At 49.0% G+C, this 13,155-nt stretch carries 14 protein-coding genes; 4 read left to right on the top strand and 10 right to left on the bottom strand.

The window, feature by feature from the left end; translation table 11 throughout:
* Positions 1 to 38: 38 nt before the first annotated feature.
* Positions 39 to 422, top strand: a complete 384-nt coding sequence (locus tag Q0577_RS24195) for a hypothetical protein (RefSeq protein WP_298740944.1) — start codon at positions 39 to 41, stop codon at positions 420 to 422.
* Here Q0577_RS24195 and Q0577_RS24190 read toward each other — a convergent pair.
* From Q0577_RS24190 to Q0577_RS24170, 5 genes are all read right to left on the bottom strand, one after another.
* The gene (locus tag Q0577_RS24190; RefSeq protein WP_298740942.1) at positions 419 to 1,129 is read right to left on the bottom strand and encodes an SAM-dependent methyltransferase; all 711 of its coding nucleotides are present in this window, start codon (positions 1,127 to 1,129) and stop codon (positions 419 to 421) included. The two genes, Q0577_RS24195 and Q0577_RS24190, sit on opposite strands and share 4 nt — an antisense overlap.
* The gene (locus Q0577_RS24185) at positions 1,129 to 1,893 is read right to left on the bottom strand and encodes an EI24 domain-containing protein (protein ID WP_298740940.1); all 765 of its coding nucleotides are present in this window, start codon (positions 1,891 to 1,893) and stop codon (positions 1,129 to 1,131) included. The genes Q0577_RS24190 and Q0577_RS24185 overlap by 1 nt, the downstream gene beginning before the upstream one ends.
* 157 nt (positions 1,894 to 2,050) lie before the next feature.
* On the bottom strand, positions 2,051 to 3,070 hold the full coding sequence (locus tag Q0577_RS24180) for a PorP/SprF family type IX secretion system membrane protein (protein ID WP_298740938.1): 1,020 nt from the start codon (positions 3,068 to 3,070) through the stop codon (positions 2,051 to 2,053).
* A 107-nt stretch (positions 3,071 to 3,177) separates the two neighbouring features.
* Positions 3,178 to 3,831: a uracil phosphoribosyltransferase gene (gene upp / locus Q0577_RS24175; protein WP_298740935.1), complete on the bottom strand. Its 654-nt coding sequence runs from the start codon at positions 3,829 to 3,831 to the stop codon at positions 3,178 to 3,180.
* A gap of 153 nt (positions 3,832 to 3,984) precedes the next feature.
* The gene (locus Q0577_RS24170) at positions 3,985 to 5,814 is read right to left on the bottom strand and encodes a von Willebrand factor type A domain-containing protein (RefSeq protein WP_298740933.1); all 1,830 of its coding nucleotides are present in this window, start codon (positions 5,812 to 5,814) and stop codon (positions 3,985 to 3,987) included.
* Positions 5,815 to 5,891: 77 nt separating this feature from the next.
* On the opposite strand from Q0577_RS24170, the gene Q0577_RS24165 reads away from it, so the two are divergent.
* Entirely contained in the window at positions 5,892 to 6,983 is a 1,092-nt protein-coding gene (locus Q0577_RS24165) for an anhydro-N-acetylmuramic acid kinase (protein ID WP_298740931.1), read from the top strand.
* Positions 6,984 to 6,989: 6 nt separating this feature from the next.
* Here Q0577_RS24165 and Q0577_RS24160 read toward each other — a convergent pair whose 3' ends face one another.
* The 3 genes from Q0577_RS24160 to ade all read right to left on the bottom strand — a co-directional run bounded on the left by Q0577_RS24160 (position 6,990) and on the right by ade (position 9,801).
* Entirely contained in the window at positions 6,990 to 7,595 is a 606-nt protein-coding gene (locus tag Q0577_RS24160) for a hypothetical protein (protein ID WP_298740929.1), read from the bottom strand.
* A complete protein-coding gene (locus Q0577_RS24155) occupies positions 7,585 to 8,088 on the bottom strand; it encodes a sigma-70 family RNA polymerase sigma factor (RefSeq protein ID WP_298740927.1) in 504 nt (167 codons plus the stop codon). Before Q0577_RS24155 ends, Q0577_RS24160 begins: the two co-directional genes overlap by 11 nt.
* A 69-nt stretch (positions 8,089 to 8,157) precedes the next feature.
* A complete protein-coding gene (gene ade / locus Q0577_RS24150) occupies positions 8,158 to 9,801 on the bottom strand; it encodes an adenine deaminase (protein WP_298740925.1) in 1,644 nt (547 codons plus the stop codon).
* Positions 9,802 to 9,895: 94 nt separating this feature from the next.
* On the opposite strand from ade, the gene Q0577_RS24145 reads away from it, so the two are divergent.
* Complete coding sequence (locus Q0577_RS24145) at positions 9,896 to 10,615, top strand: hypothetical protein (RefSeq protein WP_298740923.1); 720 nt, start codon at positions 9,896 to 9,898, stop codon at positions 10,613 to 10,615.
* 95 nt (positions 10,616 to 10,710) lie between these two features.
* On the opposite strand, the gene Q0577_RS24140 is transcribed toward Q0577_RS24145, so the two are convergent.
* Both Q0577_RS24140 and Q0577_RS24135 read right to left on the bottom strand, forming a co-directional pair.
* The gene (locus Q0577_RS24140) at positions 10,711 to 11,196 is read right to left on the bottom strand and encodes a CHRD domain-containing protein (protein WP_298740921.1); all 486 of its coding nucleotides are present in this window, start codon (positions 11,194 to 11,196) and stop codon (positions 10,711 to 10,713) included.
* 104 nt (positions 11,197 to 11,300) lie between these two features.
* Positions 11,301 to 12,305: a WYL domain-containing protein gene (locus tag Q0577_RS24135; RefSeq protein ID WP_298740919.1), complete on the bottom strand. Its 1,005-nt coding sequence runs from the start codon at positions 12,303 to 12,305 to the stop codon at positions 11,301 to 11,303.
* Between the two features lie 252 nt (positions 12,306 to 12,557).
* On the opposite strand from Q0577_RS24135, the gene Q0577_RS24130 reads away from it, so the two are divergent.
* Positions 12,558 to 13,145: a hypothetical protein gene (locus Q0577_RS24130; protein WP_298740917.1), complete on the top strand. Its 588-nt coding sequence runs from the start codon at positions 12,558 to 12,560 to the stop codon at positions 13,143 to 13,145.
* Positions 13,146 to 13,155 lie beyond the last annotated feature (10 nt).

Here is a 13,155-nt window from a genome sequence, read left to right as displayed (position 1 = left end):
ACATATAAACATTCAACCCCTCAAACTAAATTATCGTTATGCGCAAATTTGTATTCATGATCGTGGGGATTGTCTTCCTGCTGCTGCTGGGATACTTTTCCTACAGATATTACTTTGTGTTTGGTCGTGGTGTAAAGGCTGGCGAGCTGAATTATTTTGTGCAGAAGGGTTATATCTTTAAAACCTATGAAGGAAGGCTGATACAGTCCGGCTATCGCTCCAAACAGCCCGGCTCATTGCAGTCCAATGAATTTGAGTTCTCCGTGGTGAATGAAGAGGTAGCGCAGAAGCTAATGACCAGCAGTGGTAAAGTGGTGGAGCTGCATTACAAAGAATACCTCGGCGCCGTTCCCTGGCGCGGTTTCAGTAAATATATAGTGGATAGTATTGTGGCGGTAAGAAATGAGCCGCCGCTGAATTAACGGTCTGCATACAGCAGGAAAATAGCCGGCCGTTTATGCAGTTCGGGTACTGCGTTCTTCCATTCTTTAACGGTCCTGGTGCGGATGTATTCTTCAGGCCCGGTAATGTCTGCGGCTATACACAATTGCGTATGGTCTTTACAGTTAGCCAGTATATCTTTCAGCAGCTGGTTATTGCGGTAAGGGGCTTCAATGAATATCTGCGTTTGTCCTTTCTTTTGAGAAACAATTTCCAATTCTTTTAAGGTTTTTACACGCTCCGGCGGTTTCACCGGCAGGTATCCCACAAATTGAAAATGCTGTCCATTCATACCGGAGGCCATCAGGGCCAGCAGGATGGAGTTGGGGCCTACCAGTGGTATCACCGCGGCATTGATACGGTGTGCCACCTGTACTACCAGATGCCCGGGGTCTGCAATGGCAGGGCATCCGGCCTCGCTCATAATACCGATGTTGTGACCTTCCAGCAGTAATTTTTTAGCCAGCGTTGTATCAGGAGGATGGTGTTCGTTCATCAGGTGCAGCTGCAGCTCATCTATATTAATGTTCCTGTCAAGCGCTTTCAGGTAGCGGCGTGCGGTACGTTCATTTTCTACGAAGAAGATCCTGAGCGGCTGTACGGCGGCCGTAATATAGGCCGGGATGGTTTGTAATGCATCGGGGCTCAACATTGTCGGTATCAGGTATACTTTGCCGGGAGCGTTCATTACAACAGTCGTTTATCCTGTAAATGAATGGTGGCGGCTATTACAGCGTAGGAGGGGGCCAGTATCCATCCGGCAATTGGTACAAACATCATCAGGTAATATACCATGCCGTTGCCCAGTGCCATACCCCTGTGCTCTTTGATGAAGGCGATGCTCTGCCTTACATTCATGCGATGGCGTTCACAACTGTAGTCCATCATAGAGAAGCCGTAAAAATAGCATTCTATGATGAAGCCGGCCAGTGGTGTAAGCCATCCCAGTATGGGAATAAAGGAAAGGACAAACAACAGCAGCAGGCAGATGGTCTGGTACAGCATGTTGCGGAATGAAAGGCGAACACCCCTTGCAATGTCTTTCAGCAGCTGTTTCCAGCTGAAGGGAAAATCCCGGCGTTGCAGGATAGCTTCTGTTTTTTCAGACAGGTAAGCAAAGAGGGGCGAGCCCACTATCAGAAAGAGATATTTGAAATAGGAAAAATAAAGTAAGAGAAAGAGGATGCGGATAGAAAATGCGAGGAGGATAAATACAAAGCTTACCCAGCTGCTTTCCAGGTCCTGTATCCAGGTGCGCAACGGCAGAAGGTTGAAAAGATATTCCACGAACTCACCTGAATAGCTCCATACAAAGTAAATACCAGCAATAAATAAAAGGCAGTAAATAATGCCGGGCAACAATATCCACTTCCACAGCCGTTGCTGGGTGATGAACTGGTGTGCCTTACCGTAAGATTGAATAGCTGCTAGTACTTCTCTGAACGAAAACACAGGTCCGCTGATTTTATTATGACAGAATAAAGTGGTAAGTAACTAAAAATCGGCCACACTAAAAAAATTTAAAAGTTAAAATGTTTGAGGGTCTGACACGTTCGCTAATGTCAGACCCTCAAACATTTTAACTTTTAAACTATAATGCTGTAATCCTTTAGAATTTCGGACACAATGTCTTGTACTTGCTGCTTTGGCTGGAGCGGTGAACATAGATGACGGATATTTCCATACCGCCACGGTAGTTGGAGGCCGGTTTAAGGCTGGATACGTTCAGGTCGTAAGTGAGGCCTACGTTGAATCCGCCGATCTCCAGGCCTACATAGGGGTTGATAGCGTCTTTATAACGGTACCAGCTACCCAGGTAGAACATGGTAGGATTATCATCGGGCACACCGCTCAGGTTAAACCCGTAAGCAGCGCCGAAAGAGGTTTCAGAAGCCGTACTCTGTTTCATATACAGGGCGCTGGCGTGAATGCGGTTAATGCCATGTACCGGGAAGGAGCCGCCACCGTGTATGGTATAGCGGTAGCTGAGCCGGTTATTGTTCTGGCTCATGAAAGTCTCTGTAGGTTGTGTAACGTGATAGTAGGAGGCACCCAGGTAAATGTTGGACGCTTCGCCTACCAGGCCGTTATACAGGATACCAATGTTCGGATCAAAATAAGAGATCTTGGGATTGGTAAGGGTTTCGCTGCTGGGCAGTCCCGGGTTATAACCGTTGTTATCAATCTGGCTTTCAAAAATCAGTTTGCTCTGGTCTACCCTTTTCTGCATCCATGCGCCCTGCAGGCCGATGGCCAGGGTATGGTTACCCTCGGGGTCAAGGCCTTTATGATAGGAGGTACTGATAGCTATATAGTTGGAAACCAATGCGCCGCCGCCTGTTTTATCATACAGTGCCATGATACCTACGCCCCATATATCCGTATAGGATATAACGTTTTTCAATATACTGAAATCGGCAGATAAGGTACCTGTTATATAGGGAGTGGCAATGCTTCTCCATTGAGAGCGGTAGTTACCGGCAATGCGGTAATCACCTGAGAACAGACCTGTAAAGGCAGGGTTAAGCGTCAGCGGTGAGGCAAAGAACTGCGAGAAATGCGGATCCTGTGCCCGGCTAGCAGGTATTAAATAGAGAATAATGGTTAAAATAAGTAATGCCTTTTTCATAAAGGTTAATACATTATGGTATAGGATAGGATTACAGTCACTTTTGCCAGTGTAAGGTACGAAAAGTGGTTAATATTTCAAATTAAATTCATATAATATGTAACGCCTCAGCCTTGTAGCTTATTGCCGAAGGCAAGGTCTCCGGCATCCCCCAGGCCGGGAACGATGTAGCCTTTGGCGGTCAGTTCGTCGTCGATGTCCCCGGCCCAGATGCTGATGTTGGTACTGGCATGGCGTTGTACGTACTCTATACCGATAGTGCAGGCAATAGCTACCACCAGGTGGATGTGCCTGGGTTTCCCCAGGTCTGTCAGGTGCTCGATGGTTTTCACCAGGGAGGCGCCGGTAGCCAGCATGGGGTCAGAAAGGATCACTACCTGGTCTTCAATGGAGGGACTGGAAACGTATTCCAGGCTGATATCAAAAGAGCCATCGCGGTTGTGTTTGCGATAGGCGGATATAAAAGCATGGTCTGCTTTGTCAAAATAGTGCAGCAGGCCCTGGTGCAGGGCCAAGCCGGCTCTGAGGATGGTGGCTAGTACGGGTTGCTGTTTCAGCACCCGGCAGGTGGCAATACCCAGGGGGGTCTGCACCTCTTTTTCTTCATAGTCCAGTGTTTTACTGATCTCAAAGGCAGCTACCTCGCCCAGGCGCTCCATATTTCTTCTGAAACGCATGCGGTCTGTCTGTATTTCCATGCTCCTGATCTCACTTAACCATTCACCTACCAATGAGTTAGTATCACTAAGGTTGATTATCATTACTAGCCGTTTGTGGGGCAAAATACCAAAAAACCTTCGTTTCCCCTACCTTTTTCCATGTTCCATATACCTTCCACCTACCTTCCATATACCCCTGGGGCCGGTAGCATTACCGGCCCCAGGGGAGAGGATGATTGTATATAGGTATGGGGATCATTGTTTTAACAAAGCCGCTTTTTTCACCAGCTGTATAAATTCAGAGCGGTAGCCTTCAGGGTCCTCGCCTTTGGCATTGGACGCCAGGGCCAATACCTGGGTGTAACTGGTTGCTCCTTTATGGGCAGAATTCCGCAGCAGTTGTCCGAAGGCGGCTACCGCAGCGCACATCCTGAAGTCTGCCGGCGCCTGGTCAATATCCTGCACCTGGTAATGTAGCACCTGGCTCAGCAGCTTGCTGCGGCTGTCTGCCGGTTGCTTGTAGCGCAGTTTCACCGTCAGCACTTCCTGGCTGTTGTTGTTCACCATTTGACGCTGCTGGTACTTCAGCGGGTCTACTTCGCTCGCGGAGCCTGAATTCGCCCCTAAGGGAATAATTTCGTAAAGGGCGGTTACGGTATGGCCGGCGCCCATGTCGCCTGCATCTTTCTTGTCATTATTAAAATCCTCGTTCTGCAACAGCCTGTTCTCGTAACCTACAAGGCGGTAGGACTTTACATATCTGGGGTTGAACTCAATCTGCAGTTTTACATCTTTGGCAACGGTGAACAGCGTACCGCCAAATTCTGTTACAAATGTGCGGCGGGCTTCTTCAAAGTTATCAATATAGGCATAGTTACCATTGCCCTTATCTGCCAGCAGTTCCAGTTTGTTGTCTTTATAATTGCCCATTCCGAAACCCAGCACGGAAAGAGAAATACCTTTTTCTCTTTCCTTTTCTATGATACGCTGCAGTTCTCCATCGCTGGAGGCGCCCACGTTAAAATCACCGTCTGTAGCCAGTATGACCCGGTTATTACCCTCACGGATGAAATTGGATGCAGCCGTTTTATACGCCAGCAGGATGCCTTCGCCCCCGGCGGTAGAACCGCCTGCCTGGAGTTTATCCAGCGCATCCAGGATGGTGGTTTTCTCACTGCCCGGAGTGGCAGGTAATACCAGTCCGGCGGCGCCTGCGTACACTACAATAGCTACTTTATCAGCCGGTCTTAACTGCTGCACCAGTGCTTTCAGGGCTTGTTTTAACAGGGGCAGCTTATTGGGATATTCCATGGAACCGGAAACATCTATCAGGAAAGTGAGGTTGGAAGCGGGAATATCTTCCGTTTTAACGGTCTTGCCCTTCAGTGCGATGCGCACCAATTGATGTTTCGTGTTCCAGGGGCAAACGGCCATATCGGTGTAAATGGCTACGGGGTCGGGCCCTGTGGGCGCTTTATATTGATAGTCAAAGTAATTGATCATTTCTTCAACACGTACCGCATCGGCAGGGGGCAGCTGGCCACTGTTCAGGAAACGGCGCACATTGCTGTAGGCCGCACGGTCCACATCAATGGAGAAGGTGCTGAGGGGCTGATCTTTGGCCGTGTGGAAATCATTTTCATTGATAGGGCTGTAATCTTCCGTGTTGTAATGGCGGATGTTGCCGCGGCCCGGGCTGTAGCCGAGAGCGCGGGATCTTTTCAACCACCCCTTACTGGTCTGTACACATGCAGCCACCATAACTTGTTCTGCCAGTATCGTTGTTGAAATAGCCAGTTTGAAGTGGGCCTCTTTTTCATCGGGCTTCACTACGACCGTCTGTGGTTGGTAGCCTATATAGGAAGCCCGCAGTGACGCCTTTCCCTGGGGTACAGCAATACTGAAGGCGCCCTTTGCATCGGTAGTGACGCCTTGGCGGGAGCCAAGGAGAGAGACCGTTACACCGGCTAAGGGGGTTTGGCTGGCGGCATCCTGTACGGTTCCGGTGATCATACGTTGCTGCTGGGCGGGCGCCAACAGGGCATTAAAGCAGGCCGGTAAAAGCAGAAAAAGGTATCTGTGCATAACGAATTGTTTTGATCTGCCAACAGGATGCAGCCGGCGGGTAAAATTCCATATTATATTTGCTGAAATTTTTCAGCATGGTATATAACGTAATAGGGATCATGTCAGGCAGTTCACTGGATGGGTTAGACATAGCCTTTGTGCAGCTGACCGAAGTAAGGGGCAAATGGGAATACGAGATCAGGGTAGCGGAATGCCTGCCCTATGAACCGGAGTGGGTAGCGCAGCTGTCCGGCGCCACTGCGCTGCCCGCAATGGAATACCTGCTGTTGCACAGCCGTTACGGCCATTATACCGGCCAGAAAGTTAACGAGTTCATTGCAAGGCACCAGCTGGATCACCAGGTACATTTCATTGCATCGCACGGGCATACTACCTTTCACCTGCCCGGTGAAAAAATGACCGCCCAGCTGGGAGAGGGTGCCGCTGTTGCGGCGGTTACCGGTTTGCCGGTGATCAGCGATCTGCGCGCCATGGATGTAGCCCTCGGCGGACAAGGAGCGCCGATCGTTCCTATAGGTGAGCAACTGCTGCTGCCTGGTTATGCATACTATTTAAACCTGGGTGGCATTGCCAACATATCTGCCCGCCAGGGAGAGACCTTTATTGCCTTTGATATTTGTCCGGCTAACCGGGTACTGAATGCCCTGGCGGCAGAACTGGGCCGAGAATATGATGAAAACGGCGCGCTGGCGGCCGGCGGACTTACCGATAAACCATTGCTGGAAGCGCTGAACGCATTGCCCTATTATGAAATGCCCTGGCCCAAATCACTGGCCAACGAATTTGGCACCGGTACTGTACTGCCGCTGGTGCAACGTGCCCGCTTGTCTGTACAGGGCAGGTTGAATACCTACACCAATCATATAGCCGTGCAGGTAGCAAAGGCGGTGGAAAAACTACAGCAGGGACTAGTGCCGCAGGAAGAACAGCAATTGCTGATCACTGGTGGCGGTGCGTTCAATCGGTTTATGGTAAAACTGTTACAGGAGCGGCTGCAGCCTTTGAATATAAAGGTAGTAGTGCCGGATGAGCAGACCATCAAGTACAAGGAGGCGTTGATCATGGCATTGATAGGGGCATTGCGCTGGCGGCAGGAGCCGAATGTATTATCCTCTGTTACAGGAGCGCAAAAGGATAGTGTTGGCGGGGCACTGTGGCAATCTTAAAGCGGGCTATTCCTCTTTCAGCTCATCAAGCACCTTTTTCACTTGCTTCAGGTAGCTGCCGTAGAAATAGCTTATCCACCATTCAACAAATACCAGCATGATCCCCATGAAAACCAGGAATGTGACGGAGAAGATGATAATGAAATAGACATTCCTGTTGGCGAACGCTGCGCCCCTGGAGGGAAGGCTGATCATCACCATTACCTGGTAAAGCAGTAACAGGGGTATGATGGCATAGTTGAAAGACCGGTACATTTCAATATTCAGCTTGATGTCGTAGTATACTTCATACAGGCTGTCTTTTGAATTGAGCGTAACAGTGTCCAGGCGTTTATAGAAAAGATAAAATTTGATAAAGTAGAATACGGTCAGGATCACCATGGCAGCATACATGGCGTAAAAGGGAACAAGGGCCAGGCCTTTGGCAACTGTCAGCGGGAAGAACGGGAAGGCAATGATGATGACAAGCATCACAACAAATTCCTTGCGCATATTCCTTCTGATATGTTGTACCGGCGTTACCGCAGACCTTAACTTTGCTACACTGTCAGGTACTACAATATCATTTCCCTTGTCGCTGTGCCAGGCGGATTGCAGATCATCAAAATTCATAACCCTGTAGTTTAATAAGTTCTTTCAATTTGGTTTTCGCTCTGCTGAGCTTTACCCTTGCATTCACTTCGCTGATGCCGAGGTTTTCCCCGATCTCTCTATGGGAGTAGTTTTCCAGATGATAGAATATCAGTGCTTTCTCTATCCGTTCCAGTTTTTGAACGGCTTTATAAAAGTGTGCCAGCTGTAGTTCTTTAGCAGCGAAGGAGCTTTCTTCCATTGCCATGTTTTCCGGTATGGTTGCTGAGCCATTGATCTTTCTTGTACCTTTCTTAAAGAACACTACTGCGGTGTTCAGGGCCACGCGATACATCCAGGTAGAGAATTTGCTTTGCTGCTGAAATGAGTCATACGATTTCCAAAGCTGGTATATGATCTCCTGGAAAAGATCTTCCTGATCTTCTGCAGTGTCCATATACATTTTGGATATCTTATGAATGATCCCTTTATGGGCCTCAATCAGTTCCAGAAATTCTTTTTCCTTGTTATTCAAATGCAGGGCCTACTTTTCAGCATTAGTATAATTTGTCATGATTTTGTTACATGCTGCCTGCCAGAAAAATTAACCTGCCAGGGAAGTGAATTGAAAGCTATCCCCGTCAAACAGTCCCTGGTCGCTTAATTTCAGGTGGGGAATCACCAGCAGAGCCATAAACGAGAGTGTCATAAAAGGAGCACCCAGGGGGCTGCCCAGCGCTTTGGCGGCTTTGTCCAACGCGCTGTATTGTGCGGCCACTTCATACCCGTCCAGGTGGCTCATTAGTCCGGCCACCGGTAGTGGCAATACCTCTACTTCACTGCCCCTGGCTACACTGATGCCGCCCTGTTCCCTGATCACGGCATTGACGGCGGCACAGATGCTCTCATCGTCTACGCCTACGGCAATGATGTTATGACTGTCATGCGCCACGGAAGATGCGATAGCGCCGTTCTTAAAGCCGAAGTTGCGGATAAAGCCCAGTGCTGCGGGAGCAGGATGGTAGCGGTTTACAACCGCCAGTTTCAATACATCCCGCGAGGGATCGCTGTGAAGTGCGCCGTTGCTGACAGTCAGTGAAGCCCGGATGCGGTTGGTGATGAGCTGCCCGTCCAGCGCTTCAATTACATTCACCTGGACGGTATCCCCGTTCTTAGCATTGACTGCAATATGGAAATCGGATACCTCCTGCAGGCGGCAGTTAAAATTATTGATAATGGCCGCTTTTACAGGGGCTATCAGCGTTTTACCGTTGTCGGCTACCTGTATGCCATTGATGTAAGTTGCTTTAATATTGAAATGCTGCGGATGGTCGATAATGATCAGGTCTGCCGGGTCGCCTTCGCGCAGCAGGCCAGTGCCCAGCTTGTAATGCAGCACCGGGTTTATGCAGGCGGCGCGTAATACTTTGAAAAGGTCAATACCGTAGGCCAGCGCCCTTTTAACCAGCACATTGATATGGCCTTCCACCAGGCTGTCGGGATGTTTGTCGTCGCTGCAGAACATCATTTTTTCAGCATGATCATGCATCAGTGGGATCAGCGCATCGAAGTTCCTGGCGGCGCTACCTTCCCGTATCAGTATATGCATGCCGTACTGCAGCTTTTCCTGGGCCTCTTCCAGTGTAAAGCATTCATGGTCTGTGCTGATGCCCGCCGCTATATACTGCTGTGCAGCGGCACCACGCAGTCCGGGCGCATGCCCGTCTACGGGTTTGCCTGCCTGCTGTGCGGCGGCTATCTTGGCCATTACCTCTGGCTGCTGTTGCAGTACACCGGGAAAGTTCATCATTTCAGAGAGATACCTGATCTCAGGATGCTGCAACAGTTTTTCTACGTCCTGCACACTCACGGTGGCGCCCGCTGTTTCGAAGGTAGTGGCGGGCACGCAGGAAGGGGCGCCGAAGCAGCATTTAAAAGGTGTTTGCAGCCCGTTGTCGATCATGTAGTTCACTCCTTCCACGCCCAGCACATTGGCAATCTCATGCGGGTCTGATACCGTAGCTACCGTACCGTGCACTACCGCGAGCCTTGCAAATGCCGCCGGGGTGAGCATAGAACTTTCTATATGCACATGTGCGTCTACAAAACCCGGCAACAGGTATTGATCATAACTGTTGCTATTGGCTACAATCTGGCGGATATGCCCGTTTTCAATATGTATAGTTGCAGGATATATCTGCTGTTGCAGAATATCGATCAGGTTACCGGAAAGCTGGAAAGAGTTCATTGAATAAAGATAGGCCAGTAATTAAATATAAAATAACTGTAGGGAACGGTAATTGGTGTAATTCTTGTAATTTGTAAAGCTTAAAACAGATTATATGAAAATAAACAAGGCGTTTACCTTTCTGCTTATATCCGCGCTGGCGGTGGGCCATGCAAAGGCGCAATCTGCAGATGAGATTGTTAATAAACACATCGCTGCAATGGGCGGAAAGGATAAGCTGAAAGAAATGAAAACCTCGTATACAGAAGGCATCATGGAAATGCATGGAATGGAAGTACCGGTAAAATTATGGGTGGTAAATGATAAAGCCGTGCGTATGGAACTGGAGGTAATGGGCAATACCAATGTTCAGGTGGCCACCCGCACCGGCGGCTGGATGCAGATGCCCATCATGGGCATGCCTGATCCCAAGCCAATGGACTCTGCTATGGTAAAGATCATGCAGCCCCGCCTTGATATGGCCGGGGAGTTGTTTGACTATAAAGCAAAAGGAAAAAAGGTAACACTGGAAGGTAAAGAAACCACTGGCGGTGTGGAAGCCTACAAGCTGAAAGTTACGCATCCTGATGGTACAGAGGTGCACCTGTTTATTGATGCAGCTACTTATTACCTGGATAGAATGCAGGGGCAGGTAAAGGCTAATGGGCAGGCAGCAGAATTTGCTGTTACCTTCTCCGATTATAAAAAGACCAGTAACGGGTACGCCTATCCGGGTTCTGTTTCCCAGGAGCCGGGTGGCACCAAAATCAGCTTCACTAAAATGGAAGTGAATAACCCGGTAGATGACACGCTTTTCCAGATGCCCAAAAAATAAAGAGGTCCTGAACGCTGAACGCTTTGCGTGTAATACGTGCAGCGTTCAGCGTTCAGGTTCAGTAGTACAGCATTCAGTTTGGATAACCCGGCTTATTACCAGGGCACAGTTTTTACCTGACCCCTGATCTCCCCACCCGGATACTTAACGGTGTGAACATTCACATACCATTTGCCTGCCAGCATATCTGCTTCCTGTGCAGGTGTTAAGGTAGCTTTCCCCGACACCATTCCATCACCTCCTGCAGGGAAACCAATAATAGGTACCTGGACGCCTGCATTTACGCCAGGTGTCGCAGGGCCGTGAAAGTGCGCGGCCTGCGCGCCACCGGTGAGCAGTGTCCACACAACCCTGTATGAAAGCTGCCGGTTGGCACTGTTGTAAGTGCCGCTTAAAACGCCTACCCCTTTACTGGCATTCGGGGGCACTTCATTGGCGCCGTTGAGCTTTGCGCTCACCGTGTACGTTTTTTTGGGGCGTGGATCATCATGTTTTTTACATCCGTTAAATGACCACGAAATAAAAAGAAGTGTTGTACAGATCGCCACTGCTTTGGGGCGGAAGGAATGAATGGTACGCATGACAGTGGATTTTGGTTCTACTATGTAATACGCCGGAACTCAAAAAAGGTTGTCTGTTATGCGTACTATTCTTTGGCAGGAGCGTACTGTACAATGCGCTGCAGCTATTGGTACAGGGCTTTCATAGCGGCAGTTTCCGTTGCCATTTTATCCACCAGCTGCCGGGGTTCCAGTACCTTTACGTTGGCACCATAGCTCAGTAACAACATTTGCAGTTCATGGTTGATTACAACGTTGAGGGATATACGGCATTCCTGTTCATTGTCTGCGAGCACCTGTTGTGTGGCATGCAGCGGCTGTGATTTAATGTACTTGCCCTGGTGCGGAGTAAAAGACAGTACTACGTGCTGTGGTTCTCCTTCTGTTACCGTAACGCCGATGGCGTGCTGATAATAGCTGGCGTCGTCAAAATTCTTCTCGTCAAACTGTTTGTTGGTGGGCCATAGTTTCACGATCCTGTCCAGCGCAAAGGTGAGCAGCGTGCCGCCCTTTGCTTTCTGACTTTTACCGATCAGGTAAAAACGGTGCTGGTATTCACGCAGGTGGTAGGGTTCTACCCAGTGCTCTTTGGGTTCATTACGGTCAAAGCTCTGGTAGGCAATGCGCAGCACTTCTAGGTTCTTGATCGCGTCCACTATCTCCGGTATATGTTCTGCTCCTTTGTATTGGGTAGCCCGGGCAAATTTGATAAGGCCTTTATGTTCCAATGCCTGCCGGTTCATTTTAAGACTGGCGGCTATCTTCAGGATGGCGTCTTCAAACTGCTGCACAACGGGCAGGCTGCGGAACTGCTCCAGTATGCCGATGGCGATCTCGAGACCCTGCAGATCGGCTTCTTCAATAGGTAAGTTACCAATAGAGTAGGATTCGTCTTCATAGCGATAGGTACCCGTGCTGCGCTCATATACAATAGGGGCCATATAATTAAGCTCAGGGTCCTGGCGCATGTCCTGGATATCTTTCTGGATAGTGCGGGTGGAGATAGATGCATCCATTTTCTCTGACACATAAGCTATCAGCGCTTCCAGGGTAGGTTTGGGCAGGCGCTTGTTGCGCAGCCGCTCATCTATCCACCGATAGCGTGAAAGTGCATCTTTATTCTTTGGCATGATTGATTTTTTGAACCTTAAATGTAACGCTAAATACCAAATCCCAAAATCCGAATTCCAAAAAACAAATACCAAATTCCAAGTACCAAACATCCCATTTCAAATTACAGGAGATCCCTGCATTTCGAGTTTGGGATTTGGAATTTGGGATTTGGTATTTGTTTTTTGGTATTTGGTATTTCGATTTGTCACTACGCAAATTCCCTGCGTTTTGCCCTGATAGTTTTGCTATCGTTATAAACACCTGACGATATGAATAAGGTCAATACAGCAACAGCAACCACATGTGAGGCAATATCCATCAGCCAGATCATACTGGATGAATCCAATTACCTGACTTTCTGGGGTAATATCCGGAAGGAGGATGGCTGGCATCGTTGTGATTTCATTACCAATTACGATGTGCTGAACGACATGCTGCGTTACAGCGGTCACCAGGATGACAATATCCAGATGAGCATTGTACAGCACCTGGAAGATATGCGCAATATCCCAGAGGTGATAGACCTGGAGGCCGGCCGTGGAGAAGCCGTGGTGTTCGATAATATCAGCTTCCAGCTTAGCCGCCCCCGTCTGCAGCAGCATGGCAAATGGATAGAGTATACCGAAGGAGAGTGCTATTACATTACCAGGGTAGCACCGGCGCCACCTGCAGCCAGATCCGCCGCGGAACCGCAGCAGGAGATAGATCAGTGCCTGGCTTTACTGGGTAAAAGCTATGAGTTGTACCTGGGCTACCTGGAGCTGGATTTTGAAGACGCTGCTGCCCGCCAGGAAGCCAACCTGACAGACGATCTTAAATATACCATGGCCTATCATGCCTGGAAACAACAACATTGAATAGCCACAT

This window comes from uncultured Chitinophaga sp., from assembly GCF_937898475.1.
GTDB lineage: Bacteria > Bacteroidota > Bacteroidia > Chitinophagales > Chitinophagaceae > Chitinophaga.
Note: the sequence above shows the minus strand (reverse complement) of the source record. Positions and strands in the feature narration are given on the sequence as shown.